The 23,976-nt window shown below is 69.8% G+C and carries 25 protein-coding genes; 8 read left to right on the top strand and 17 right to left on the bottom strand.

Annotated elements, in window-relative coordinates; translation table 11 throughout:
- Window positions 1-73: 73 nt before the first annotated feature.
- From MWN33_RS03960 to MWN33_RS03940, 5 genes are all read right to left on the bottom strand, one after another.
- Window positions 74-1,519 (bottom strand): Y-family DNA polymerase, encoded by a 1,446-nt coding sequence (locus MWN33_RS03960; protein WP_425531967.1) that lies wholly within the window; start codon window positions 1,517-1,519, stop codon window positions 74-76.
- Window positions 1,520-1,655: 136 nt separating this feature from the next.
- Window positions 1,656-2,501 (bottom strand): ImuA family protein, encoded by an 846-nt coding sequence (locus tag MWN33_RS03955; protein WP_247198956.1) that lies wholly within the window; start codon window positions 2,499-2,501, stop codon window positions 1,656-1,658.
- 126 nt (window positions 2,502-2,627) lie between these two features.
- Window positions 2,628-3,098 (bottom strand): GtrA family protein, encoded by a 471-nt coding sequence (locus tag MWN33_RS03950; RefSeq protein WP_247198953.1) that lies wholly within the window; start codon window positions 3,096-3,098, stop codon window positions 2,628-2,630.
- Window positions 3,099-3,108: 10 nt separating this feature from the next.
- Window positions 3,109-4,869: an ArnT family glycosyltransferase gene (locus MWN33_RS03945; protein ID WP_247198951.1), complete on the bottom strand. Its 1,761-nt coding sequence runs from the start codon at window positions 4,867-4,869 to the stop codon at window positions 3,109-3,111.
- Window positions 4,866-5,936, bottom strand: coding sequence for a glycosyltransferase family 2 protein (locus MWN33_RS03940; protein WP_247198949.1), 1,071 nt, complete (start codon window positions 5,934-5,936; stop codon window positions 4,866-4,868). Before MWN33_RS03940 ends, MWN33_RS03945 begins: the two co-directional genes overlap by 4 nt.
- Window positions 5,937-6,069: 133 nt before the next feature.
- Between MWN33_RS03940 and MWN33_RS03935 the strand changes: the two genes are divergently transcribed.
- The gene (locus tag MWN33_RS03935) at window positions 6,070-6,954 is read left to right on the top strand and encodes a ChbG/HpnK family deacetylase (protein ID WP_247198947.1); all 885 of its coding nucleotides are present in this window, start codon (window positions 6,070-6,072) and stop codon (window positions 6,952-6,954) included.
- Between the two features lie 4 nt (window positions 6,955-6,958).
- Here MWN33_RS03935 and MWN33_RS03930 read toward each other — a convergent pair whose 3' ends face one another.
- Window positions 6,959-7,390, bottom strand: coding sequence for a DUF983 domain-containing protein (locus tag MWN33_RS03930; RefSeq protein ID WP_247198945.1), 432 nt, complete (start codon window positions 7,388-7,390; stop codon window positions 6,959-6,961).
- Between the two features lie 254 nt (window positions 7,391-7,644).
- On the opposite strand from MWN33_RS03930, the gene MWN33_RS03925 reads away from it, so the two are divergent.
- Entirely contained in the window at window positions 7,645-7,857 is a 213-nt protein-coding gene (locus MWN33_RS03925) for a hypothetical protein (protein ID WP_247198944.1), read from the top strand.
- A 26-nt stretch (window positions 7,858-7,883) separates the two neighbouring features.
- Here MWN33_RS03925 and MWN33_RS03920 read toward each other — a convergent pair whose 3' ends face one another.
- Complete coding sequence (locus tag MWN33_RS03920; RefSeq protein ID WP_281493630.1) at window positions 7,884-8,462, bottom strand: exopolysaccharide biosynthesis protein; 579 nt, start codon at window positions 8,460-8,462, stop codon at window positions 7,884-7,886.
- A gap of 450 nt (window positions 8,463-8,912) precedes the next feature.
- Between MWN33_RS03920 and MWN33_RS03915 the strand changes: the two genes are divergently transcribed.
- Window positions 8,913-10,199, top strand: coding sequence for an Hsp70 family protein (locus tag MWN33_RS03915; protein WP_247198941.1), 1,287 nt, complete (start codon window positions 8,913-8,915; stop codon window positions 10,197-10,199).
- Here MWN33_RS03915 and MWN33_RS03910 read toward each other — a convergent pair.
- Window positions 10,162-11,547 carry an aldehyde dehydrogenase family protein gene (locus tag MWN33_RS03910; protein ID WP_247198939.1) on the bottom strand — a complete coding sequence of 462 codons (1,386 nt, stop codon included), beginning with the start codon at window positions 11,545-11,547 and terminating at the stop codon, window positions 10,162-10,164. The genes MWN33_RS03915 and MWN33_RS03910 overlap by 38 nt on opposite strands.
- 19 nt (window positions 11,548-11,566) lie before the next feature.
- Entirely contained in the window at window positions 11,567-11,809 is a 243-nt protein-coding gene (locus MWN33_RS03905) for a hypothetical protein (protein ID WP_247198937.1), read from the bottom strand.
- A gap of 19 nt (window positions 11,810-11,828) precedes the next feature.
- Here MWN33_RS03905 and MWN33_RS03900 point away from each other — a divergent pair, with 19 nt between their 5' ends.
- A complete protein-coding gene (locus MWN33_RS03900) occupies window positions 11,829-13,301 on the top strand; it encodes a sensor domain-containing diguanylate cyclase (protein WP_247198935.1) in 1,473 nt (490 codons plus the stop codon).
- A gap of 10 nt (window positions 13,302-13,311) precedes the next feature.
- Here MWN33_RS03900 and MWN33_RS03895 read toward each other — a convergent pair whose 3' ends face one another.
- The gene (locus MWN33_RS03895; RefSeq protein ID WP_247198933.1) at window positions 13,312-13,737 is read right to left on the bottom strand and encodes a VOC family protein; all 426 of its coding nucleotides are present in this window, start codon (window positions 13,735-13,737) and stop codon (window positions 13,312-13,314) included.
- Between the two features lie 177 nt (window positions 13,738-13,914).
- Here MWN33_RS03895 and MWN33_RS03890 point away from each other — a divergent pair, with 177 nt between their 5' ends.
- The gene (locus tag MWN33_RS03890; RefSeq protein WP_247198931.1) at window positions 13,915-14,688 is read left to right on the top strand and encodes a ferredoxin--NADP reductase; all 774 of its coding nucleotides are present in this window, start codon (window positions 13,915-13,917) and stop codon (window positions 14,686-14,688) included.
- A 24-nt stretch (window positions 14,689-14,712) separates the two neighbouring features.
- Here MWN33_RS03890 and MWN33_RS03885 read toward each other — a convergent pair whose 3' ends face one another.
- Complete coding sequence (locus MWN33_RS03885) at window positions 14,713-15,024, bottom strand: hypothetical protein (RefSeq protein WP_247198929.1); 312 nt, start codon at window positions 15,022-15,024, stop codon at window positions 14,713-14,715.
- A 117-nt stretch (window positions 15,025-15,141) separates the two neighbouring features.
- Here MWN33_RS03885 and MWN33_RS03880 point away from each other — a divergent pair, with 117 nt between their 5' ends.
- A complete protein-coding gene (locus tag MWN33_RS03880) occupies window positions 15,142-15,630 on the top strand; it encodes a GNAT family N-acetyltransferase (RefSeq protein WP_247198927.1) in 489 nt (162 codons plus the stop codon).
- Between the two features lie 160 nt (window positions 15,631-15,790).
- On the opposite strand, the gene ahcY is transcribed toward MWN33_RS03880, so the two are convergent.
- The 6 genes from ahcY to MWN33_RS03850 form a co-directional block, all read right to left on the bottom strand.
- Entirely contained in the window at window positions 15,791-17,197 is a 1,407-nt protein-coding gene (gene ahcY / locus MWN33_RS03875) for an adenosylhomocysteinase (protein WP_247198925.1), read from the bottom strand.
- A 144-nt stretch (window positions 17,198-17,341) separates the two neighbouring features.
- Window positions 17,342-17,626, bottom strand: coding sequence for an HPr family phosphocarrier protein (locus tag MWN33_RS03870; RefSeq protein WP_247198923.1), 285 nt, complete (start codon window positions 17,624-17,626; stop codon window positions 17,342-17,344).
- Complete coding sequence (locus MWN33_RS03865; RefSeq protein ID WP_247198921.1) at window positions 17,623-18,024, bottom strand: PTS sugar transporter subunit IIA; 402 nt, start codon at window positions 18,022-18,024, stop codon at window positions 17,623-17,625. Before MWN33_RS03865 ends, MWN33_RS03870 begins: the two co-directional genes overlap by 4 nt.
- A 198-nt stretch (window positions 18,025-18,222) precedes the next feature.
- A complete protein-coding gene (locus MWN33_RS03860; RefSeq protein ID WP_247198919.1) occupies window positions 18,223-18,684 on the bottom strand; it encodes an HPr kinase/phosphorylase in 462 nt (153 codons plus the stop codon).
- A 2-nt stretch (window positions 18,685-18,686) separates the two neighbouring features.
- Window positions 18,687-20,519, bottom strand: coding sequence for a stimulus-sensing domain-containing protein (locus tag MWN33_RS03855; RefSeq protein WP_425531951.1), 1,833 nt, complete (start codon window positions 20,517-20,519; stop codon window positions 18,687-18,689).
- 7 nt (window positions 20,520-20,526) lie between these two features.
- A complete protein-coding gene (locus MWN33_RS03850) occupies window positions 20,527-21,225 on the bottom strand; it encodes a response regulator transcription factor (protein ID WP_247198917.1) in 699 nt (232 codons plus the stop codon).
- Between the two features lie 199 nt (window positions 21,226-21,424).
- Between MWN33_RS03850 and MWN33_RS03845 the strand changes: the two genes are divergently transcribed.
- Entirely contained in the window at window positions 21,425-22,177 is a 753-nt protein-coding gene (locus MWN33_RS03845) for a HugZ family pyridoxamine 5'-phosphate oxidase (protein ID WP_247198915.1), read from the top strand.
- Window positions 22,178-22,305: 128 nt separating this feature from the next.
- Window positions 22,306-23,934 carry a phosphoenolpyruvate carboxykinase (ATP) gene (locus tag MWN33_RS03840; protein WP_247198913.1) on the top strand — a complete coding sequence of 543 codons (1,629 nt, stop codon included), beginning with the start codon at window positions 22,306-22,308 and terminating at the stop codon, window positions 23,932-23,934.
- Window positions 23,935-23,976 lie beyond the last annotated feature (42 nt).

Raw genomic sequence — 23,976 nt, 5'->3', positions numbered from 1 at the left:
CCTTGGGGCGAGCCGGGGGTGAACCTCGTGACGCATTCCCTCGCGGGCGTCGTCACATGTTTCATGGCGGGCCTCATGGAAACAGCCCGTGCAGGAACCAGCGCGGCGCCTCGGTCCAACCCGTCGCGACGCTCGCCTGCCCGACGCTCGCCTGCCCCGCCCGCTCCCGCCATCCGCCGGCGTGCCAGCCCTCCCCGGCACGCTCGTAGAGGCCGGCGCGGAACAGCCAGAAGCGCCGGCCCTCGCGGTTCTCCACCCGGTAATAGTCGCGCGTCGGCGTGCCGTCCGGGCGCGCGTCGCGCCACCATTCCGGAGCGATGCGCTCGGGTCCCTCGGCGCGGGCCACCTCATGCACCACGCGCCGCCAGCGGAAGCGCAGCGGCGGACCGTCCGGCACCTCGGCCAGCGCCTCGACCGGCTGCGGCGGCTCGAACAGAGTGAGCGGGCGGGCCAGCGCAGGCGCCCGCGCCGGCGGATGCGGGGAAGCCAGACGAGGGACCCGCGGATCGGCGGCCGGCACCAGAACGCTGGCGCGCTCGGGGTCGTGGGTGTCGCGTTCGAGGAAGCGCAGCACCCGCGCACGGCCGAGCCGCACGGCGAGCCGGTCGATCAGCGCGGCCACCTCCTCCTCTTCCACCGCACGGCCGTCGAGGCTGACCTGCGCCGGGGTGAGCGGCTCGGCGCGCAGCACGGCGAGGCGCACCAGATCGAAGCCGAAGCCGGGGTCCACCGGATCGGCCAGCGCGTCGAGGCGCTCGCGATAGAGCCGGCGCAGGGCGCGGGAATCGCGCGAGGGGCGCGCGGTCTCGACGGTGAGCCGGCGCACCGCCCCGTCGGCGCGGAAAAAGCTCGCCTCGAAGGCGCGCCCGCCCGCGCCGCGCGCCTCCAGCATGAGCGCGAGGTCGTCGGCCAGCAGGCCGAGCGTCGCCTCGATGTCCTCCGCGCGGGCGATGGGCTCGGGAAAGCGCCGCTCGGCAATGGCGGCCGGCAGCGGACGGCGCGGCACGATGCGCACGTCCTCGCGCCCCAGCGTGCGGGCCAGCCGGGTCAGAAGCTCCATGCCGAAACGGGCGGCGAGCGGGGTGGGCGGGCGCGCGGCAAGGTCGCCGATGGTCCTGAGCCCGGCGCGCGACAGGCCCGTCACGATCTCCGCATCGACGTCGAGCCGGGCGACCGGCAGCCCGGCCACCGCCGCCGCCTCACCGCCCGGCGGCACGATGCCCCCGGCACCCGCGCGCGCCAGCGCCCGCGCCGCGTCCGGCGTGCCGGCGACGACGGCGATGGCGCCCACGTCATGGGCCTTGAGATGGGCGAGCAGGCGCGCGCGCATGTCGGGCTCGCCGCCGAACAGATGCGCGCAGCCGGTGATGTCGAGCACCAGCCCGTCCGCCCCGTCGAGCGCCACCAGCGGGGTCCAGCGGTCGCAATCGTCGGCGATCTTCTCAAGGAAGGCGGCGTCGGCGGTCGGGTCATGGTCGATGACGGCGAGATCGGGCACGCGGGCGCGGGCATCCGCCAGCGTCAGGCCGGGAGCGAGGCCGAGCCGGCGCGCCGCGCGGTCGACGGCGGCGAGGCGCAGCGCGTTCTGCGCCTTCTCGACGAAGACCAGCGGCGCGAGGGCCTCGCCCTTCCCCGCATGGCCCGCCCCGGCCGCCTCAGCCGGCGCGGCGGAGCGCGGCGACCTCCCCGCCCCCCTCGCCCGCCGCAGCCGTGCCTGCCGGTCGGCCGGCAGGAACGGGAACCACAGCGCGAGGTAGCGTGGCGATGTCGCGGAAGGAACATGTCTCATGGTCCCACTCCAGATTCCAGGTGCCGCCCTCCACCGGGCGGGCGCCCTCCCCGCCCCGGTGGCGCAGCAAGGTCACGGCGAAGGCGGGGTGGCCGGGCGCGCCGGCCGCCTGCTCCAGCGCGGAAGGGGCGGAGGCGGCCGGCGCCACCTGCCAGCGCGTCGCCACCGCGCCGGGCGAGGCGCGCGCCACGGCGTGCAGCAGGAAGCAGGTCACGCCGGAGGACGCCGCGCGCAGCGAGAGGCGCCGGGTGGCGGTGAGGTCGAGCGCCTTCGGCTCGCCCCAGGGCTCGATGACGAGGCCGCCGAGGCCCGGACAGCGCACCGCGTCGCCCGCCGCGCGCAGCACCGCCCCCGCATCGGGGGCCCGCACCAGAATCAGCCGTGCCGGGTCGAGGCCGAGGCTCGCCAGCCCCGGCGCGTCGAGCCGGCCGAGTTCGGCATCGGCGAGGTCCTGCCGTATCCACAGGATCGGCCGCGCCCTCTCCCCGGCGGCGGCGCGCAGCGCCAGCGCCAGCGCGAAGCCGGTGGCGGCCGGCAGGTCGGCGGCGCGGACCGCCTGCACCTCGTGCAGCGCGCCATGCGCCAGGGTGACGCCGGGCGCCGCTTCTCCCTCCATGTCGAGAGTAAAGCCCGAGACGGCGCCGGGCAGCCGCTCGGCCTCCAGCCCGGCGAGCATCCGCCTCAGCGCGGCGATGTCGGAAACCGTGTCCATGATCCGTGTCCAAAACACCCTGCCCACGCACCCGGCGTGTTCATGCTTTGTTCTATACACGACTCGTTCCGGGCCGGGAGTCAAGGCGGGCGCGGCGGGCGATCTCCGGAAGCGGAAGGGAGCACCTCAGCCGGACGTGCGGGGGGCCTCGTCGCGCCGCCCGTGGGGGCCCTCATGGCGTCTCTCGCGAAACGTCCAGACGGCGTTGCCGGCATAGTGCCAGAGCACCAGCAGCCCGGTGACGAGAAGCTGCGCCGGCAGGTAGGGCGCGCCGAGCGGGCCGGTGAGCAGCGCCATCAGCAGCGCGTTCAGCACCAGCCCGATGCCGGCAACAGTGAAGAATTTCGACATCGCCTCGCGGTGCGGCTTGGACGAGCGGAACACCACGCGGCGGCTGAGCTGGTAATTCACGAAGCCGCCGACGAGGAAGCCGGCCGTCGAGCCCGCCACCGGCCCCGCCGCACCGCCCTGCACCAGCGCGATCAGCACCGTGTAATGGGCGAGCGTGCCCAGCGCGCCGAGCGCGGCGAACAGGGCGATGTGGCGCAGCCGGGCCAGCAGCGCCTCCATATGCCCGCTCTCCGCCGCTCCGCTCACCGCGCGCGCCTCACGGCTTGGCCTTGGCGACCTGCGCCGTGCCGTCCTTCAGCGTGGCGACAGGCGGGGCGAGGTCGAAGCCTTCGTCATCCTCCGACGGCGTGACGCCCGGCGGAACGATCGACTTGCGGTGCATGCGCATGTCGACGATGGCCGCAAGCGGGATGCCCTCCCGGCTCACGCTGGCATAGGGAAGCCCCGGCGCGCCGTCGCAGCCGACATGGCGGGCGGCGAGCAGGAAGTCGGCATCGTCCCACTCCTCCACCAGATCGAAATTCGGCCCGAGATAGGTGGAGGCCTGCACATCTTCGGCGCAGACCGAGACGGTGTAGCGCCGGCCGGCGGGGCCTTCGTGCTCGACACCCTGCCGCAGCTTCAACGCCGCCTCGCGCAGGCTCGTCGACCAGTAGTCGCCCTCGAAGCGGCCCCAGGCGCCGGCGGTGCCGCCCACGAGCTGGTTGTAGGCGACATATTCGTAAGGGTGCATCCGCAGGAAGGAGACCGCGTTGAAGGCGAACAGCGCCAGCGCGGCGAGCGCGAAACCCGCCCCGGCGACGCGCGAGCGGGCGCTCAGCCCCCGCCAGGCGGCCTGCAGGCCAAGCGCGGCGAGCACCGTCACCGGCGGCAGCACGAAGAGGAAATGCCGGATGCCGTTATAGAGCGGGGGATCGTCCAGCACCGCGAAGGCCATCGGCACGAGGATGGCGAGCACCAGCGGCAGGAAGCCGAGCACCCGGCGCGGATGGGCGGCGAGCGCGTGGCGCAGCGCCGCCAGCGCGCCACCCCGGCGCAGCAGGGCAAAGCCCGCCACCAGCACCGCCGCCAGCGCGGCCATGAGGCCGAGCAGGGTGATCTCCGGCAGCTTGATGGCGAGATATTCCGGCATGTAGCTCGGCGGGATGTGGTCGATCGGGTATTCCTGCCCGTTGAACAGCGTCGTCATGTCGAAGGCGAAATTGCTGAACGCGCCCATCGCCTTGAACAGGTTGGTGGGCGGCAGCATCGACCACGGCCAGGTCGCCGCCGTGATGGCGAGCGCAATCGCCGCCGCCACCGCGATGCGCGGGGCGAGGCGCAGCGGCAGCCGCCAGTCGCGCAGCAGCACCATTCCCGTCGCCACCGCCAGCACGAGATAGAAAACGGCGAACACACCGCCCACCCGCAGCCCGAAGGCGCTGCCGATGGCGAGGCCGAGGCCGAGCACGCTGCGCCAGCCCGGCGCGCGCGGGAACTGCACCGCGCAGACGGTGACGAAATACAGGCTCCACACCATCGCCGCCGCGAAGGGCACGTCCTTGGTGTGGGTGAACATCGCCCCGCCATACATGCCCGTGAAGGCGAGCATCAGCACGGCGAGGATGCCGGCCTTCTCGCCGCCGAGCAGCCGGGCGAGGCGCCACACGCCGATCAGCCCGACAAAGCCGCAACTCGCCGAGAGCAGGTGCCGCCATTCATAGACCGGCAGCGGGACATAATGTTCGAGGCCCGCCGCCACCAGGTCGAACAGGCCGCCATAGAGATAGAGGTTGATGTAGTGGAAAGCGCGGTCGTCGGTGAAGCCGCTCGCATACCAGGCGACGAGGAGCTGCCCGTAGGTGTGCTGGACATACTCGTCATTGCTGATGCCGTAATCGCGGAAGGTCAGCACGATCCAGGCCGCAATGGCGGCGAACACGGCGAGGCTGACCACGCGGGTGAGGGTCAGCGCGCGCCGGCCATGCGCCGCAGGCGCGGCCGCTGCGGCGGGAAATTCCGAACTCTGGAGACTCACGGGAGGGGACCGTCCGGCACGAGCGAGGGGACATGCCGCGGGGCGGCATAGGTCGAAGCGGCGAGGTTCAGCTCGGCCTGGGCCGGATCGGCCAGCGGCAGCCCGGCCGGCGGCGCGAAGCCGATCTCGTCGGCGACGAGATAGAGCGGGCGGCGTTTCACCTCGGTGAAGATGCGCCCGACATATTCGCCGATCACGCCGAGGCTGATGAGCTGCACGCCGGAGACGAACAGCATGCTGACCATGATGGTGGGGAAGCCCGGCGTGCGCACGCCGAAGACCATCGCCTCGCCGATGAGGTAGAGCCCGTAGAGCCCCGACAGGCCGGCCAGCACGACGCCGGCCAGCGACCATACGCGCAGCGGCACCATGGAGAAGGAGGACAGCCCGTCAATGGCGTAGCGCAGCAGGCGCAGCGTCGAGAAGGAGCTCTCGCCGCCCGCCCGCTCGGCCACCTCGAACTCGATCTCCTCCTGCCGGAAGCCGACCCAGCTCGTGATGCCCTTCATGAAGCGGTTGCGCTCGGGCAGCGCGTTGATGGCGTCCACCACGCGGCGGTCGAACAGGCGGAAATCGCCCGCCCCTTCCGGGATGTCTACCTCGCACAGCGCGTGGAAGAAGCCGTAGAAACCCTTGGTGAACAGCCGCCGGCCGAGCGGATCGGTGCTGCGCGAGCGGCGCACCGCGATCACCATCTGCGCGCCGCGCACCCAGCTCTCGATCATCGCCGGGATGACCTCCGGGGGGTGCTGCAGGTCCGAATCCATCAGCACGACGATGTCGCCCACCGCCGCGCGCAGGCCGGCGGCCATCGCCGATTCCTTGCCGAAATTGCGGGCGAAGCGCAGCGCCTTGATCGAGGGATCGCGCGCGCCCATCTCGGCCAACAGGTCGAAGCTGCCGTCGCGGCTGCCGTCGTCGACGAACACGAATTCGCGCCGCATGCCGGGATAGGCGTCGAGCGCCGCGCACAGGCGCCGATGCAGCGCCTCCAGGCAGCGCGCCTCGTTGTAGACCGGCACCACGATCGAGATCAGGCCGGGCAGGCGCTTGAAAGTGTTCGCCATGAATTTGATCGGTTTTTACTTGAGGGTTGCCTTGACGTAAGGCGTGGCCGTCGCGACGCGAGTCCCGCCCCGTTTAATTAAGGGCTTCCGACTTGCGCGAAACTTGCCTTGGCGTATGAGCGGATTGTGATCTTTGTTTGTCAGCGGCATTCGAAGGAATGAGAACCTGAAGCCCATAGTAGTATGCGCCGACGATTACGGACTGAGCGCCGGCGTCAGCGAGGCCATCGAGGCGCTGATCGAGCAGAGGCGGCTTTCCGCCACCGGCGCCATGACCGGCCTGCCCGGCTGGAAGCGGCGGGCGGGCGATCTCAAGGCGCTGGTGCGCCAGCATCCCGCCGATATCGGCCTGCATTTCACGCTCACCGGCCAACGCCCGCTCTCGCCGGCGCGCGGGCTGGCGCGCGACGGGCGGCTGCCGGAGATCGGCCCGCTGATCCTGCGCGCGCTTGCCGGAGCGCTTCCGCGCGCGGCGATTCGCGACGAATTGCGGGCCCAGCTCGACGCCTTCGAGGACATGTGGGATGCGCCGCCGGACTTCCTCGACGGCCACCAGCACGCCCATGCGCTGCCCGGCATCCGCGCCATCGTGGTGGAGGAGCTGTCGGCGCGCTATTCCGGGCGCCTGCCCTGGCTGCGCAACTGCACCGAACCCGCCGCCGGGATGCGGCAACGCCGCATCGGCCGGCGCAAGGCGATGGTGATCGGCGCGCTGGCGGCGGGCGCGGCGGGCGCGGCGGCCCGCGCGGGCTTCCCCGTGAACGACAGCTTTCGCGGGCTCTACAACTTCACGCCGGACCCGCCCTATCGCGAGGTGTTCCGCGCCGCGCTGGCGGGGCCGGGCGCGCGCGCGCTGGTGCACTGCCACCCCGGCACGGTGGACGAGGAACTGCGCCGGCTCGACCCGCTGCTGGAGCCGCGCGAGCGCGAATTCGCCTATCTGGCGTCGGGGGCCTGCGGCGAGGACCTCGCCGCCGCCGGGCTGCGCCCCGCCCGCTTCCGCGAAACGGGCGCCTAGAGGTTCAGGGCTGCGATACCGGGCGCGGCGCGGCGGCCACGAGGCGACCCTCCTCGGCCTTGTAATAGTACTGGCTCGCCACCAGCCAGCCCTTGAGCGGACGCAGCGGCGGGATGCAGGTCAGCAGCAGCACCGGCAATGTGGTGAACAGGTGCACCCAGTAGGGCGCCTGGAACGCCACCTCCAGCCACAGGCCGAAGATCACGGCCGGAACGCAGACGAAGCAGATGACGAAAAAGGCCGGACCGTCCGCCGGATCGGCGAAGGAATAGTCGAGCCCGCAGGATTCGCAGCGCGGCGCCAGCTTCAGGAAACCGTCGAACAGCTTGCCCTGACCACAGCGCGGGCAGCAGGCCCGCATGCCGCAGGTGAAGGGCGACAGCCGGGGATAGGAGCCCTCCAGAGGGTCCGGAACGGAGGGAAGACGGGCGGACATGGCAGTTCCTCCTGCGGCGCCGGGACCGAACCGCCCCGGAGCGATACGATCATTAGCTAGGAATGACAGCAGTCAATGTCAATACAATTATGATATGACCGTATATTGACTGCATTCAATCCTGACCGACGACAGGCCCGCCAAGGTACATCCACGGTAGCGGGAGGAGGACGTTAACCAATTCGGGGCATCGTTCCACGAGCAGGCCCGGCCGATTCGCCGAAAGCGAGTGCCCTTTTCATGAGTTTCGTTCGATGAGTAACGTCATTCCGTTCCCCGTCCGCGCCGCCTCCGAAGACGAGCTGGACATTGATCTCCTGACCGCCGTCGATGTCGCCATACGCGACCTGCGCGACCTCGCTTTCCGGCTGCGCGGCGACGCCACCGGGCACGAGCAGGCGCAGGACTGCCTCGACATGCTCACCCGCGCGCTGGAAAACGCGCGCATGGCTGAAATGCACGGCTGAAACACGCGGCTGAGACGGCTCGCCGCTCAGCCGATCAGGCTGTGGAGCAGGAACAGCCCGGCCTTCACGAAGGCCCAGACCACGCCGGACACGACGAAGAGCGACAGCGCCGCCAGCGCGACGCCGACGAGGATCCACAGCCCGTCGCGCTCCAATATGCCGAGCGCCAAGATGCAGATGGCGAGCGCCGGCAGCATGTTGCCGAGCGGGATCGGCAGCACCAGCACCACCGCCAGCACGAAGCACACCGCCCCCACCACATATTCCGCCGGCGGGTGAGCCAGCACGCCGAGGCGCGGGCGCAGCAGGCGCTCGGCCTTGGCGAGCCATGGCGTCGCCTTGTCGACGAAGGCGGCGAAATCCTTGCGGGCGATGGAGCGGCGGGCGATCAGCGGCGGCAACCAGGGCGAACGCCCCAGCGCGAGCTGCGCGGCAAGGAAGATCAGCGGGGCGCCCAGCACCGAGGAGGTGCCCGGCGGCGTCGGCAGCACGTTGGGCAGCGCGAAGATCAGCATCAGCGGCCCGAAGGCGCGCTCCCGCATCGCCTTCAACAGGTCGCCGACCGCGATGCGCTCGTGCCGCGAATCGGCGGCGATGCGGCGCAGCACGTCGGAGAGACGCACCGTCTCCTCGCTCGCCGGCGCGGCGGCGCTTTCGCGCGTCTCGCGGTCGATCTGTTCGCTCGGCGGTTCGCAGGGCACGCGGGCGTCACTCCTCCCGGGCCGCGCTTCATGCGTCGCCAACCCTCGGCCTTCAGATAGGGATGGATTGTGACGTTGACCAGAATGACAGAGCGCTTGCCCGCCCCGGCGCTGCGTCAGGTCCAGCTGAACAGGAAGGCGCCGACCGCCAGGAGGGTGATCACCACGACGGCGATCGAGTGCTTCATCGTCCAGTTATGCAGCGTCACGGCACGTTCCCCCTGTGGCCGCCCCGGTGGCGGCCGCCAAGCTGTGGCGCCTCGCGCACGGGCCGTCAACATCATGTCCATTGATGATGTCACAAGGAGCCTTTAGGAAGGCGCCCCTTCGGCACCTTTCCACGGGAGCGACGGCATGGCGTTCTGCGGCCTCGATTTCGGCACCTCCAACACCACGCTGGCCTTCTGGCGCGGCGATTCGCCCGAGCTGGCGACGCTGGAAGACGGCAAGGTCACGGTGCCGAGCGCCGTGTTCTACGACCGCGCCGGCATGCTCTCCATCGGCCGCGCCGCCATGGCGCGCTATGTCGAGGGCGAGGATGGCCGCCTGATGCGCAGCCTCAAGGCGGTGCTGGGCAGCGCGCTGATCGAGGAGAAGACGCAGATCGGCCGGCGCGCCATCGGCTTCCGCGACGTGATCGCCGATTATCTGCGCGTGGTGAAGGCGCGGGCCGAGGAAAGCGCGGATGCCCCGCTCGACGCGGTGGTTCTCGGCCGGCCGGTGTTCTTCGTCGACGACGACGCGGCCGCCAACGCCAAGGCCGAGGACACGCTGCGCGCCATCGCCGCCGGCATCGGCTTCACCGAGGTGTCCACCCAGTTCGAGCCCATCGCCGCCGCGCTCGACTATGAGCGGCAGGTGCGCGGCGAGGAGATCGCGCTGATCGCCGACATCGGCGGCGGCACCTCCGACTTCTCCATCGTGCGCCTCGGCCCGGCGCGGCGCGCCCGGCCCGACCGCAGCGCCGACATTCTCGCCAATGACGGCGTGCGCATCGGCGGCACGGATTTCGACCGCCATCTCTCGCTCGGCGCGCTGATGCCGCTGCTCGGCTTCCGCAGCCCGATGAAGCGCCCCGGCCGCGACGTGCCGAGCGGCTATTTCCACGAGCTCGCCACCTGGTCGAGCATCAACCGGCTCTACACCTCGCGCACCGTGCGCGAACTGCACGAGGTGCGGCGCGAGGCGGCCCGCCCGGAGCTGGTGGAGCGGCTCATCAAGGTGATCGAGGAACAGCGCGGCCACACGCTGGCCATGGAGGCGGAGGCGGCCAAGATCGCCCTGGCCGAGGCCGCGCGCGCCGAGGTGGAGCTGGGCTGGCTGGAGGCCGGGCTGTCGGTAGGCATCACGCCGGCGGAGCTGGTGGCGCACACCGACACGCTCGCCGCCCGCATCGCCCGGCGCGTCGGCATCTGCCTCGATCAGGCCGGGCTGAAGAGCGGCGACATCGACGCACTGTTCCTCACCGGCGGTTCCACGCGGCTCGCCCATGTGCGCGCGGCCATCCTCGCCGCTGCGCCCGGCGCGCGGGTGGTGGAAGGCGACACCTTCGGCTCGGTCGGCACCGGCCTCGCCGTCGAGGCGGCGCGCCGCTACGGCGAACTCAGCCGTGGCGCAGGTGGAAGGATTTCGGCCGCGTGAGCATCTCGAAGCCGATGCGCGAGAGCGAGGCGCCGCGCCCGGTTTCCTTCACGCCGGTCCAGGCAAGGCCGGGATCGAGATAGTCGCAGCGGTTCATGAACACGGTGCCGGTCTCGATCTCCTGTCCGAGTTCCTCCGCCGCGTCGAGATCGGCGGTCCAGATCGAGGCGGTGAGGCCGTAGACGCTGTCGTTCATCAACGCCAGCGCCTCCTCGTCGTCCTTCACCTTCATGATGCCGACCACCGGACCGAAGCTCTCCTGCGTCATCACCGACATGGAGTGGTCGACGCCGGTCAGCACCTGCGGGGCGAGATAGGGCGTGCCCTCGCGATTGGCCGGAAAGGCGGCAGGGTCGAGATGGGCCTTCGCGCCCTTGCCCACCGCCTCGGCGATCTGCTGGCGGATCGTCCCGGCGAAGCGGCCCTGCGCCATGGGGCCGAGCGTGGTGTCCTCGTCCAGCGGGTTGCCGAGCCGGTAGCGCGCGGTCAGCTCGACGAAGCCGTCGACGAAGCGGTCGTACAGGCTCTCGTGGACATAGATGCGCTCGATGCCGCAGCAGCACTGGCCGGCATTGTAGAAGGCGCCGTCGACGAGGTTCTCGACCGCGAAATCGAGATCGGCGTCGGCGCGCACATAGGCCGGGTCCTTGCCGCCGAGTTCCAGCCCCAGCGGGGTGAAGGTGCCGGCCGCCGCCCGCTCGATGGCGCGCCCGCCCTCCACCGAGCCGGTGAAATTGACGAAATCCACCGCCCCCGCGCCGATGAGCTTCGAGGTCTGCTCATGGGTCAGCACGAGATTGGTGAACAGGCCCTTCGGCAGGCCGGCGCGGTCCATCGCCAGCTGGAAGCGTTCTCCGACGAGGAGGGTCTGCGCAGCGTGCTTGAGCAGCACCGCATTGCCGGCGATCAGCGCCGGGGCGATGGTGTTGACCGCGGTGAGATAGGGGTAGTTCCACGGCGCCACCACCAGCACGATGCCGAGCGGGTCGCGCCTGATATAGCGGCGGAAGCCCGGCCGCTCGTCGGGGGGCACCACCGGCGCCAGAGCTTCGGGGGCGAGGCGGGCGACGTAGCGCACGCGCTCCTCGAAGCCGCCGAACTCGCCGCCGAAGCGCACCGGCCGCCCCATCTGCTGGGCAAGCTCGGGCACGATCTCCTGGTTCATCGCCAGCATGGCGTCGAGGAAGCGCAGCACCGCCGCCGACCGCTCGGCGAGCGGCACGTGGCGCCAGTCGCGCTGGGCGGCTCGGGCCTCGGCGACCGCGCGGGCAAGCGCTGCATCGCTGGCCGCCGGGCGGCGGGCAAGCTCGGAGCCGTCGATGGGGGAAATGCAGACGATATCGCTCATGTCGCACCTGCGGGGCTCCTCAAGAGGTCGCCGAGATGCTACGAAAACGCAATAGGTGGCGGATAACTTCGTGCAACCTGCCGATCCCGCCCGACATATGGCATTGCCGCCGGTGTGATTCTTCCGTAATTTCAAGAGAATTGAGACCAAATGGTCCTTTTTCTTCGGGCGGTGCCGCCGTTGCGCCTTGCCGCGTGCGGCAGGCATCCATCAGCCGATCGAGCCCGTCGCCCCCAAGCGCATGACCGGTGTTCTCCGCCATGAAGCCGAGCAAATCCAGAATGACATCGTACGGTCTCGACGTGCCGGCCAATGCCGCCCTGGCAGGCAGCGCCGCCGACGATGCGGAGATGTTCGAGCTCGCGCCGATCTCGCTCTGGCTGGAGGACTATACCCAGCTCAAGGCGCAGTTCGATGCCTGGCGCGACCAGGGCGTCACCGCGCTGCGCGACTACCTCACCGAGAATCCCGACGAGGTGGTCCGGTGCGCGGAATGCATCCGCGTCCTCAAGGTGAACCGGCACACCCTCTCGCTGTATGACGCCGACAGCCAGGAGCACCTCGTCGCCAATCTCGGCCAGGTGTTCCGCGCCGACATGCTGAAGACCTTCGTCGACGAATTGTGCCAGCTCTGGAGCGGGGCGACCACCTTCGTCAGCAACACGGTCAACTACACGCTCGCCGGCCAGCGCCTCGACATCCAGCTCAAGGGCACCATCCTGCCCGGGCACGAGGAGACCTTTGCGCGGGTGCTGCTCGCCATCGAGGACGTGTCCGAGCGCGAGGTCGCCCGCCGCCAGGCGGCGCAGTCGGAGATTTATGCGCGCGGCCTGTTCGAGAATTCGCCGGTCTCGCTGTGGGTGGAGGATTTCTCCACCATCAAGCAGCTCATGGACGATGTGCGCCTGCGGGGCATCGAGGACTTCCGCGTCTTCACCGACGTGCACCCCGAATTCGTGCAGCGCTGCATCAGCGAGATCCGCATCCTCGACGTGAACGCCCACACGCTGGAGATGTTCGGCGCCGCCTCCAAGACCGAGCTGGTCGCCAACGCGGCGAACGTGTTCCGGGAGGACATGCTGCGCCATTTCCGCGAGCAGCTCATCGACCTGTGGAACGGCAAGCTGTTCCACACCCGCGAGGTGGTGAACTACACGCTGGCCGGCGACGCGCTGCACGTGCATCTGCAGTTCTCCGTGCTGCCCGGCCACGAGCAGGACTGGTCGCTGGTGCAGGTGGCGCTGACCGACATCACCGCGCGCAAGAAGGCCGAGGCCTATCTCGAATATCTCGGCAAGCACGACGTGCTGACCAAGCTCTACAACCGCTCCTTCTATGTCGACGAGCTGAACCGGCTGGAGCGGCGCGGGCCCTTCCCGGTCACGGTGATCGTGGTCGACCTCAACAACCTCAAGCAGGTGAACGACCAGCTCGGCCACGCCGCCGGCGACATGCTGCTGCGGCGCGCCGGCGAGATCCTCGGCAAGGCGGTGGAGGAGCCGCAATGCGCCGCGCGCATCGGCGGCGACGAGTTCGCCGTGCTGCTGCCGGGCGTCGATGAGGAAGGCGGCGCTGCGATGATGGAGAACATCCGCGAGCTGGTGTCGCTCAACAACCAGTTCTATTCCGCCAGCACGCTGGGCCTGTCGCTCGGCATGGCGACCAGCGTTGCCGGCGAACGGCTGGAATCGGTGGTCAAGCGGGCTGACGCGCAGATGTACGCGGCCAAGCGGGAAAGCGACACCGGCCGCTGAGCGGCGGCGCCTAGCCGCCTGCCGAACCCGTCAGCGGCTCCAGCGCGGCGCAGTGCACGAAGCACAGCTTGTTGCCCTCGGGGTCGCGGCCATAGGCGCCGTAATAATCCGTGCCATAGGCGGGACGCAGGCCCGGCGCGCCTTCGTCGATACCGCCCTCCGCCACCAGCGCACGCCACGCGGCGTCCACCGCCGCCCGCGAGGGTGCGGCGAAGCTCACCTGCGTGCCGTTGCCCCAGGTGGCGGGCAGCCCGTTGAAGGGAAGCTGCACGTAGAATTGCGGCCAGGGCCGGCCGGGCCGCGCCCACAGGGAGCCGGGCGGGCCGCCATCGCCCGGTTCGTCGACCTGCACGAGGCCGAGCGGCGCCAGAACGGCGTCGTAGAAGACGGTCAGACGCGCAAGGTCGCGCGCGCCGAGGATGATATGGCTGAACATTGATCGCGCTCATGGAAGGCGGGCGGGTCGGGCGATTGTCTCGCATCGGGCGCACACGGCAAGGGTCGCACGGCCGTGCACGGCAAGGGTCGACAGCGCGGCCAATGCGCAGTAAACGGAACGACGAATTACATCAGCTTCCGGTTTGTTGGAAGTTTTCACTTAGACGGTTTGTAAATGAGCAACCTGCATCACGAGCGCGTGCTGTCGGTCCACCACTGGACGGACAACCTGTTCACCTTCACCACCACGCGCGATCCGGCGCTGCGCTTCAAGAACGGGCAGTTCGTGATGATCGGCCTGACGGTCGAGGGCAAGCCGCTGCTGCGCGCCTATTCCATCGCCAGTGCCAATTACGAGGAAACGCTGGAGTTCTTCTCCATCAAGGTGGCGAACGGCCCGCTGACCTCGCGGCTGCAGCACCTCAAGGTCGGCGACGAGGTGATCGTCGGCCGCAAGCCCACCGGCACGCTGCTCGTCGACTATCTCGTGCCCGGCCGCCGACTCTATCTGCTGGCCACCGGCACCGGCCTCGCCCCGTTCATGAGCCTGATCAAGGACCCGGAGACCTACGAGAACTACGAGAAGGTCATCCTCGTCCACGGCGTGCGGACGGTGGGCGAGCTCGCCTATCAGGACTTCATCGAGAACGAGCTGCCGCAGAACGAATATTTCGGCGAGCTGGTGCAGGAAAAGCTGGTCTACTACCCCACCGTGACGCGCGAGCCCTATCGCAACCAGGGCCGCATCACGGACCTCATCACCTCGGGCAAGCTGTTCGCCGATCTCGGCCTGCCGGCGCTCGACAAGGAGGACGACCGCGTCATGCTGTGCGGCAGCCCGCAGCTGCTCGACGACATGCGCGTCATCCTGAAGGAGCGCGGCTTCGAGGAAGGCTCGACCACCGAGCCCGGCGACTTCGTGATCGAGAAGGCCTTCGTCGAGAAGTGATCCGGAAGGCCGGCGGCCGGTGCCTCAGCGCAGGCGCCGGTCCTTGTCCCAGCGCTCCGCGTCGGCGCGCGCCGCCTCCTCGGGCGAAAGCACGCGATATTCGGCCTCGATGACGGTCGGGCCGCCGGCGCCGGTCGCGCGCTTGCGCCCGCCGAACACGCGGTAGGCGAGGCCGGCGATGACGACGATGGGAAAGACCACCAGGAACACGCTCGCCGCGACGAGCGCGAGCGCGGTGCCGAGCGCCAGCGCCACGGCGACGACGATGGCGATCTGCCACCAGCTCACGCGCCTGACGGTGAAACGGATTCGATCGAACGGATCGGTCGAGCTCATCCCGGGATCTTTCCTCCTGAAGCGGCGGGGCCGCGAAAAGCTGATATGGGAGAGCCGGGCCCTCCCCGCCAGCGGCGGGCGTGGAAATTCGCCCGGCTCGCGCATAGGCTGTTCCCCATGATGCTACGTTCCGCCGTGGAAGCCGACCTGCCCGGCATCCTCGCCATCTATAATCACGCGGTGCTGAACTCGACGGCGATCTGGAACGACACGCCGACCGACCTCGCCAACCGCCTCGCCTGGCTGCGCGACCGTCAGGCGAAGTCCTATCCGGTCATCGTGGCGGAGGAGGAGGGCGAAGTGCTGGGCTATGCGAGCTTCAGCGATTTCCGCCCCTTCGAGGGCTTCCGCATCAGCGTCGAGCATTCGGTCTATGTGGCGGAGGCGGCGCGCGGGCGCGGGCTGGGGCGTGCGCTGGTGGAGGCGCTGTTCGAACCGGCCCGGGCGCTGGGCAAGAAGGTGATGATCGGCGGCATCACCGCCGGCAACGCGGCCTCGCTCGCCCTGCACGCGCGCCTCGGCTTTGTCGAGACCGGCCATTTGCCGGGCATCGGCACCAAGTTCGGCCGGCGGCTCGATCTCGTCTTCGTGCAGAAGGAACTGTGAAGGCGGGCGCCGCCGCCCTCCTCATCGTCATCCCGCCAAGCCGTCATCCCGGCCGAAGCGCAGCGCAGAGCCGGGATCGCATGCCGCTCCCGCGACGGAGAACGATCCCGGATCGGCCTGCGGCCGTCCGGGATGACGTCTTCTGCGGCGAGCAACGGGCTCAGTAGCGGTAGTGATCCGGCTTGAAGGGGCCGGCCTGCGGCACGCCGATATAGTCGGCCTGCTCGGGGCTGAGCGTGGTGAGCTTCACGCCGAGCTTTTCGAGATGCAGCGCCGCGACCTTCTCGTCGAGGAACTTCGGCAGGGTATAGACCTGCTTGTCATACTTGCCGGGGTTGGCCCACAGCTCGATCTGAGCCAGCGTCTGGTTGGAGAAGGAGGACGACATCACGAAGGAAGGGTGACCCATGGCGTTGCCGAGGTTCACCAGCCGGCCTTCCGACAGCAGGATGATGCGGTTGCCGGCGGGGAACTCGATCTCGTCCACCTGCGGCTTGATGTTGGTCCACTTGAAGTTCTTCAGGCCCGCGACCTGGATCTCGTTGTCGAAGTGACCGATGTTGCAGACGATCGCCCGGTCCTTCATCTGCCGCATGTGGTCGACGGTGATGATGTCGCGGTTGCCGGTGGCGGTGACATAGATGTCCGCACGCTCGAAGGCGTTCTCGATGGTCGTCACCTCATAGCCTTCCATCGACGCCTGCAGGGCGCAAATCGGATCGACCTCGGAGACGATGACGCGCGCGCCGGCCTGCCGCAGCGAGGCCGCCGAGCCCTTGCCGACATCGCCGAAGCCGGCGACGAAGGCGACCTTGCCGGCCAGCATCACGTCGGTGCCGCGGCGGATGGCGTCGACCAGCGATTCACGGCAGCCATAGAGATTGTCGAACTTCGACTTGGTGACGCTGTCGTTCACGTTGATCGCCGGGAACAGCAGCTTGCCCTGCTCGGCGAGCTTGTAGAGGCGGTGCACGCCCGTGGTGGTCTCTTCCGAGACGCCCTTGATGGATTTCGCGACCTCGGCGAACCAGCCCTTCGGCTTCTCGGCCAGCAGCTTCTTGATGAGGGCGAAGAAGATCACCTCTTCCTCGGAATCGGGCTTGTCGAGGAAGGCGGTGTCGCCGTTCTCGGCGCGCAGGCCGTGATGCACCAGCATGGTGGCGTCGCCGCCATCGTCGAGGATCATGTTCGGCACGCCACCCCCATGCCAGTCGAACAGGCGGGCGGTGAAGTCCCAGTACTCGGTCAGCGTCTCGCCTTTGAAGGCGAAGACCGGCGTGCCGGCGGCGGCGATGGCGGCGGCGGCGTGGTCCTGCGTCGAGAAGATGTTGCAGGAGACCCAGCGCACGTCGGCACCGAGCGCCTTCAGGGTCTCGATCAGCACGGCGGTCTGGATGGTCATGTGCAGCGATCCGGCGATGCGCGCGCCCTTGAGCGGCTGCGCCGGGCCGTATTCCGCGCGGATGGCCATCAGGCCCGGCATCTCGGTTTCGGCGAGCTCGATCTCCTTGCGGCCGAAATCGGCCAGGCTGAGATCCTTGACGATGTATTCGCTGGCGACGGCCATGACGTGGCTTCCTTCTGCCTGACGCGGATGAGACGCGCGGTTTATGCGGCGGGGCTGCCGCGTGATAGCAGCCCGCCCTAGGGAAGACAATAATGATATAAAGATATCTTTATATGACAGGTCCGACAGGAAAGCGGGCGCGGGCTACTCGCCTTCGCCGAAGCGGTCGGAAACCAGCGCGTCGAGCGCCTCGACCGCCGCCTCTGCCTCCGGCCCGCTCGCCTCGACGAGAATGGTGGTGCCCGGCGCGGCGGCCAGCATCATCAGCCCCATGATCGAGGTGCCGCCCACGGTCTCGCCGGCGCGGGTGACGCGCACATCGGCGTCGAAGCGCTCGACGGTCTGGACGAACTTGGCGGAGGCGCGCGCGTGCAGGCCGCGCTTGTTGACGATGGCAAGCTCGCGCTGGATGGCCGTGGTCACGGTCACTTCCCGGCCAGGACGCGGCTGGCGATGTTGATGTATTTGCGGCCGGCCTCCTGCGCCTGCGCCACCGCCTCGCCCATCGGCACCTCGCCGCGCACGGTGGCGAGCTTGACCAGCATGGGCAGGTTGATGCCGGCCACCACCTCGATATCGGGCGAGGTCATGACCGAGATGGCGAGGTTGGAGGGCGTGCCGCCGAACATATCGGTCAGGATCACCACGCCCTCGCCGGCATTCACCGCCTCGACGGCGTCCACAATGTCCTTGCGGCGCTGCTCGATATCGTCGTCCGGGCCGATCGTGATCGCCTCGATCTGCGACTGGGGACCCATGACGTGTTCGAGTGCGGCGCGGAACTCGCTGGCAAGGCGTCCGTGCGTGACGAGTACGAGACCTATCATCCTGCTCCGCCGCGCGCCCGTCGGCGCGACTGCAATGCTTCCGCCCGGTGGGCGTCCAAGGTAGGGCGTCCGAGGTAGAGCTTTCCGGCGCCCGCCTCGATGGGGCGCACATCATCGTTGCGCCGCACATGAATGGCAAGTGCCGTCCGGTAAAATCGGATCCCGTCTTCCGCACCGCCGCGCGGCGGTCACGAGGACTTAATCGGACCCCGGCGCGGCGAGCAGAAGGGCGAGCACCTGCTGCACCGGATCGCCGCCGGCAAACACCGGCAGGCGCTGGATTTCAACCCCTTCGAGGACGGTTTCGAGCGCCTCGGGCGCGGGCAGCCGGGCCGCGTCGTCTGCCCCGAGATCCACCACCAGATCGACGCGCGCTTCCCCAGCGAAAGGCAGCCGCCGCAGCCCCGCCCCGCGTATCTCGATCAGCCCTGCGAGATGGTGCGGCGCGGCGGCGAAAAGCGCGCCCTCGCGCGCGGTCAGAATCACCCGGTCGTCGGCGACCAGCGTCACCGGGGGAACGAGCCCGCTGCCGCCGGCGAGGACCAGCGCGAAGGCGAGATGCGACTTGCCCGCGCCGGAGGCGCCGCGGATCAGCACGCCCTTCGTGCCGACCCGCACGCAGGAGGCGTGAACCGTACCGGGGGGCTGGGAGGACGGCATGCTCAGTTCGCCGGCAGGCGGACGATGAAGCGGGCCCCGCCGGGCCGGGCCGCCGCCGCGCGGGTGCCCTTGCCCTTGCGGGCCGCCACCGCCGGGCGGTTCTCCGCCCATATGCGCCCGCCATGCGCCTCGACGATCTGCCGCGAGATCGACAGGCCGAGGCCGGAGTTCTGGCCGAAGCCCTGCTCTTCCGGCCGGTCGGTGTAGAAGCGCTCGAAGATGCGGCCGAGCGCGTGCGGCGGGATGCCCGGCCCGTCGTCGTCGACCACGATCTCCACCGCGTCGCGGCTGCGCCGGCAGGTGACGCGTACCTCCCCGCCCTTGGCGGAGAAGGAGCGGGCATTGTCGATCAGGTTGTTGATGACCTGCCCGAGGCGCGAATCATGACCCGGCACGATGAAGCTGTCGGCGGCGCCCGCCGCGTCCTCAAACGTCAGCGAGACGCTCACCCCGTCGCCGCGCACCACGTCGTTCTGCACGCCGGTGACGGTGTTGAGCAGGCGCACGAGGTCGACCGGCTCCGCCTCCTCGCGCTGCAATTCGCCGTCGAGGCGGCTGGCGTCGGAAATGTCGGTGATCAGCCGGTCGAGCCGGCGCACATCGTGCTGGATCACCTCCAGCAGCCGCTCGCGCGAGCTGTCCGACTTCGCCAGCGGCAGCGTCTCCACGGCGGAACGCAGGGAGGTGAGCGGGTTCTTCAGTTCGTGCGAGACGTCGGCGGCGAAGCTCTCGATCGCCTCGATGCGCGAATAGAGCGCGTCGGTCATGTCGCGCAGCGCGCCGGAGAGATGGCCGATCTCGTCCGAGCGGCTGGTGAAATCGGGAATCTCGACGCGCTGGCGGGTGCGCCGGCGCACGCGCTCGGCGGCGTCCGCCAGCTTGCGGACTGGCCCCGCAATGGTGCCCGCCAGCAGCAGCGAGAGCACCACCATGACCGCCATGGCGACGAGGAAGACGCGCACGATCACAAGACGCTCGGCCGCCACCGCCCCGTCGATCTCGCCACCCTGGGTGGAAAGCAGCAGCACGCCGAGAATGGCGCGGAAGCGCTGCACCGGCACGGCGACCGAGACGATGACCTGCCCGCGGCTGTTGACCTGCACGGCGCTGGCCTTCTGGCCCTGCAGCGCCTCGACGACTTCCTGATAGCCCTTGCCGTTATTGGGGCCGAGCTCCTTGTAGAGCGGCAGGTCGCCGCGCTCGAACCACACCTTCATGCTGTTCCAGCCGCGCTCCATCCAGTTGGGCCGGGGCGTGGTGGGCGAGGGCATGTCGAAGCGCAGGATCTCGCCGCGCGAATAGAGCGAGCGGGAATCGAGCAGCAGCGCGCCGTCGCGGTCGTAGATGCGCGCGCGCGTGCCGGTCGGCTCGACGAGGCGTTTCAGCACGGGGGCGACGCGTTCGGGATTGATGGGGAATTCGAGCGGGGCGAAGCCCTCCTCGCCCGGCCCGTAGCTCTCGCCCGCCTGCAGTTCCAGCAGCCGCTCGGGGTCGATGGTGATGGCGTTGGTCTCGACCTGCGCGGAGGCGGCAATGGCGCTGGCGATGATCTCGCCCTGCACCAGCAGGCTCTGCACGCGCGCGTCGATCAGCCCGGCGCGGAACTCGGAGAGGTAGAGGATGCCCGACACCAGCACGCACATGCCCGCGAGGTTGAGCAGCACGATGCGGCGGGTGAGGCTGGAGAAGCTCTTGAAGGCCACGAAGTTGCGGGCCCGGCGCAGCGCGCCGAGCAGACCGCCTCGGGCCGCGCCGGGGGACGCCGCCGTTTCTGCCGCCTCCGCCTCGGGCCGATCCTCGCCGGCGGCGGAGCGCGTCGATTCGGGATCGAGCAAAGAGCCGCTACTCCTTGAAGCGGTAGCCGACGCCGTACAGCGTCTCGATCATCTCGAAATTGTCGTCCGTCACCTTGAACTTCTTGCGCAGCCGCTTGATGTGGCTGTCGATGGTGCGGTCGTCGACATAGACCTGATCGTCATAGGCCGCGTCCATCAGCGCGTTGCGGCTCTTCACCACGCCGGGGCGGGTGGCGAGCGCCTGCAGGATGAGGAACTCGGTCACGGTGAGGACGACGTTCTCGCCCTTCCAGGTGCAGGTGTGGCGCTCGGGGTCCATGCGCAGCAGCCCGCGCTCCAGCACCTTGGCGCTGTCGGTCTCGCGCGGCAGCGTGCCGTCCTTGGGCGCGAAGCGGCGCAGCACCGCCTTCACCCGCTCGACCAGCAGGCGCTGGGAGAACGGCTTCTTTATGAAATCGTCGGCGCCCATCTTGAGGCCGAACAATTCGTCGATCTCGTCGTCCTTGGAGGTGAGGAAGATCACCGGCATGTCGGATTTCTGGCGCAGGCGGCGCAGCAGCTCCATCCCGTCCATGCGCGGCATCTTGATGTCGAAGATCGCCAGATCCGGCGGGTTCGACTTGAAGCCGTCGAGAGCCGTCGCGCCGTCGGTGTAGGTCTGGATCCTGTAGCCTTCCGATTCCAGGGCGATGGAGACGGAGGTCAGGATGTTGCGATCGTCGTCGACGAGAGCGATGGTCGGCATCTGCACACTTTCCTGTTCGGCAGCGGTACACGAAGCGGTGAACCGCGCCGGCGTGGCCACAATGTGACACGCAACCTGATTCATCTGAAAATAGCGCGTCTGAAGGCACATAGCCAATCACACGCCGCAGGGCCATCCTGCGGCGTGACGGAGCACGGTGCCGCGCACACGTCCAGTCACGTCCGACGGAGGGGTCTCCATGTCCGCGAAACAGCCGCCCGAACAGGAATTCGACGCCGCCGCCACGGTGCGCCGCCTCCTGCGCGAGGCCCAGACCGGCGCGCTCGCCACGCTCGACGAGGATGGCGGCCCCTATGCCTCGCTGGTCCAGCTCGCCACCCTGCCGGACGGCGCGCCGCTGCTGCTGCTGTCCGGCCTCGCGCGCCACACCCGCAACATCGCCCGCGACGCGCGCGTTTCTCTGCTGGTGGACGAGCGCCGCACCGGCGACGAACTGCAGGGCGCCCGCGCGGGACTTAAAGGGCGCATCGCGAAGCTCCCCGACGAGGCAAGCCTCGCCACCGCCCGCCGGCGCTTCCTCGCCCGCCACCCGGACGCGGCGGGATTCGCCGGCTTTTCCGATTTCGCCTTCTACCGGATCGCGCTCGACAGCGCGCATCTCGTCGCCGGCTTCGGCCGCATTGTCGATGTGGAAGGCGCGGCGCTCGCCACCGCGACCGCGGATGCCGGCGAGGTGCTGGCGGCCGAAGCCGGCGCGGTCGAGCACATGAACGCGGACCATGCCGACGCCATCCAGCTCTATGCCATGCACCTGCTCGGCACCGGTCCCGGCCACTGGAAGCTGGTCGGGCTGGACCCCGAGGGCTGCGACCTGATGAGCGGCACCGAGGTGCGCCGGCTGGCCTTCGGACGGCGCGTCACCGATGCGCGGCAGATGCGCGCCGTGCTGGTCGAGCTTGCCGAAAGGGCCCGCGCCGCACTGGTCCAATGATACCGGGCGCGGTGGAAAACCACCGCTTCGGCCTCGTTTAGCCACGAATTCGGCGCGGAATTTCAGACAAATGGCCTGACTGGCCACCCATGGTGCCGCCTCCTGTCATGCGTAAGAGGAGGCCGAGCTTGAACCAGACCGGCACGCACAACGAGGATCACGGCGCCGAGGCCATCGGCCTTTCCGGCACCGGACGGGTGTTTTGGAACCTGCGCGAGGCCGCCCTGTGCGAGCGCGCCGTCGCCCGCGCCGAGGGTCGGCTGTCCGACACCGGCGCTCTGGTGGTGGCGACCGTGCCCCCGCCCACCCTCGACGAGCAGGACCGCTATGTCGTCCGCGACGAGGCCGTGGAGGACGGCGCCCGATGGGAGGGCGCCAATCCGCTGCCGCGCGCGTCCTTCGAGACGCTGAAGGCCGACATGCTGGCCTATGCCGGCGGGCGCACCCTGTTCGGGCAGGATCTTTACGCCGGCGCCGACCCCGTGCCCGTGCGCGTGCTGACCGAGCACGCCTGGCAGGCGCTGTTCGTCCGCAACCTGCTGCGCCGGCCGGAGCCTTCCGCGCTCGCCGGCTTCGTGCCGCAGCTCACCATTCTCAGTACGCCCGGCTTCCGCGCCGAGCCGGAGAAGCACGGCGTGCGCGGCACCGGCGCGGTCGCCTGCGATCTCGCGCAGGGCCTCGTGCTGATCGCCGGCACGCTGCACGCCGAAGAGATGGAGGCGGCGCTCGCCGCCGGGCTCGCCCATATGCCTGCCCATTCGCCCGCCGAGCGCGGCCGGCTGGTGCTGTCAGGCGCGGCAAGTGTCGAAGAGGGAAGCACCGGGACGACGGGCGATCTCGCGCTGTTCCTCGGCCGGTCCGGCGCGGGAGCGACCACGCTGGCGGCCGGCCCGGCGCGGACCCTGTGCGCCGACGGGCTGCTGGCCTGGGGGCAGGACGGCATCGAGCCGGTCGGCGCCGGCTGCCATCCGCGCACGCGCGGCCTGTCCCCGGACAACGCGCCCGCCTTTCATGCCGCCGCCCGCCGCTTCGGCGCGGTGCTGGCCAATGTCGGGCTCGATCCCGAGGGACGGGCGCCGGACTTCGACGACGACGCGCCGGCCGGGGAAGGCCGCGCCGCCTTCCCGCTCGACTTCCTGCCCGGCGGCGGCGCGCCGATGGCCGGCCGGCCCCGGCATGTCTTCCTGCTCGTCCACGACGCGTTCGGCGTGCTGCCGCCCATCGCCCGGCTCACCCCGTCGCAGGCCCTGTATCATTTCCTGTCGGGCTACCAGGGCGACGTGACGAGCACGGAGAGCGGGGCCGAGGCGCCGCAGGCCCGCTTCGCGCCGGGTGGAGCGGCCATCGCGCTGCCGACTCCGCCTTCCACGGAGAGCCGCCTGCTACGCGAGCTGCTGGCCCGCGACGCGCCCGGCTGCTGGCTGGTGAACACCGGCTGGCTCGGCTCGCGCGCCGGCACCGGCAGACGCGTGCCGCTCGCCGTCACCCGCCGGCTGGTCGAGGCGGCGCTGTCGGGCGCGCTTGACGCAGGCGAGACGCGCACCGACCCGAATTTCGGCTTCGCGGTGCCGGTCGAGGTGGAAGGTGTAGAGCGCGCCCTGCTCGACCCCGCCCGCGCCTGGCCGACGCGCATCGACTATTCGATGACCGCCCGCCGGCTGGTCGGCCTGTTCACCGCGAATTTCGCCCGCTTCGAGAGCGCGGTCGACGAGGAGGTGCGCGGCGCCCAGCCGGGTGTGGCCATCGCGGCGGAATAGCGCGACACTCGTTCCCGCTCGCCGAAAGCTGTGGAGGAAGAC

It is taken from the genome of Ancylobacter koreensis, assembly GCF_023016525.1.
Lineage (GTDB): Bacteria > Pseudomonadota > Alphaproteobacteria > Rhizobiales > Xanthobacteraceae > Ancylobacter > Ancylobacter koreensis.
This window is presented reverse-complemented; position numbering and strand designations above follow the sequence as displayed.

Coding starts and splice junctions, on each gene's coding strand:
- MWN33_RS03955 (WP_247198956.1), bottom strand. CDS start 2,501: ATGGACACGGTTTCCGACATCGCCGCGCTGAGGCGGATGCTCGCCGGG.
- MWN33_RS03940 (WP_247198949.1), bottom strand. CDS start 5,936: ATGGCGAACACTTTCAAGCGCCTGCCCGGCCTGATCTCGATCGTGGTG.
- MWN33_RS03930 (WP_247198945.1), bottom strand. CDS start 7,390: ATGTCCGCCCGTCTTCCCTCCGTTCCGGACCCTCTGGAGGGCTCCTAT.
- MWN33_RS03925 (WP_247198944.1), top strand. CDS start 7,645: ATGAGTAACGTCATTCCGTTCCCCGTCCGCGCCGCCTCCGAAGACGAG.
- MWN33_RS03915 (WP_247198941.1), top strand. CDS start 8,913: ATGGCGTTCTGCGGCCTCGATTTCGGCACCTCCAACACCACGCTGGCC.
- MWN33_RS03910 (WP_247198939.1), bottom strand. CDS start 11,547: ATGAGCGATATCGTCTGCATTTCCCCCATCGACGGCTCCGAGCTTGCC.
- MWN33_RS03905 (WP_247198937.1), bottom strand. CDS start 11,809: ATGGCGGAGAACACCGGTCATGCGCTTGGGGGCGACGGGCTCGATCGG.
- MWN33_RS03900 (WP_247198935.1), top strand. CDS start 11,829: ATGACATCGTACGGTCTCGACGTGCCGGCCAATGCCGCCCTGGCAGGC.
- MWN33_RS03895 (WP_247198933.1), bottom strand. CDS start 13,737: ATGTTCAGCCATATCATCCTCGGCGCGCGCGACCTTGCGCGTCTGACC.
- MWN33_RS03890 (WP_247198931.1), top strand. CDS start 13,915: ATGAGCAACCTGCATCACGAGCGCGTGCTGTCGGTCCACCACTGGACG.
- MWN33_RS03885 (WP_247198929.1), bottom strand. CDS start 15,024: ATGAGCTCGACCGATCCGTTCGATCGAATCCGTTTCACCGTCAGGCGC.
- MWN33_RS03880 (WP_247198927.1), top strand. CDS start 15,142: ATGATGCTACGTTCCGCCGTGGAAGCCGACCTGCCCGGCATCCTCGCC.
- ahcY (WP_247198925.1), bottom strand. CDS start 17,197: ATGGCCGTCGCCAGCGAATACATCGTCAAGGATCTCAGCCTGGCCGAT.
- MWN33_RS03865 (WP_247198921.1), bottom strand. CDS start 18,024: ATGATAGGTCTCGTACTCGTCACGCACGGACGCCTTGCCAGCGAGTTC.
- MWN33_RS03860 (WP_247198919.1), bottom strand. CDS start 18,684: ATGCCGTCCTCCCAGCCCCCCGGTACGGTTCACGCCTCCTGCGTGCGG.
- MWN33_RS03850 (WP_247198917.1), bottom strand. CDS start 21,225: ATGCCGACCATCGCTCTCGTCGACGACGATCGCAACATCCTGACCTCC.
- MWN33_RS03845 (WP_247198915.1), top strand. CDS start 21,425: ATGTCCGCGAAACAGCCGCCCGAACAGGAATTCGACGCCGCCGCCACG.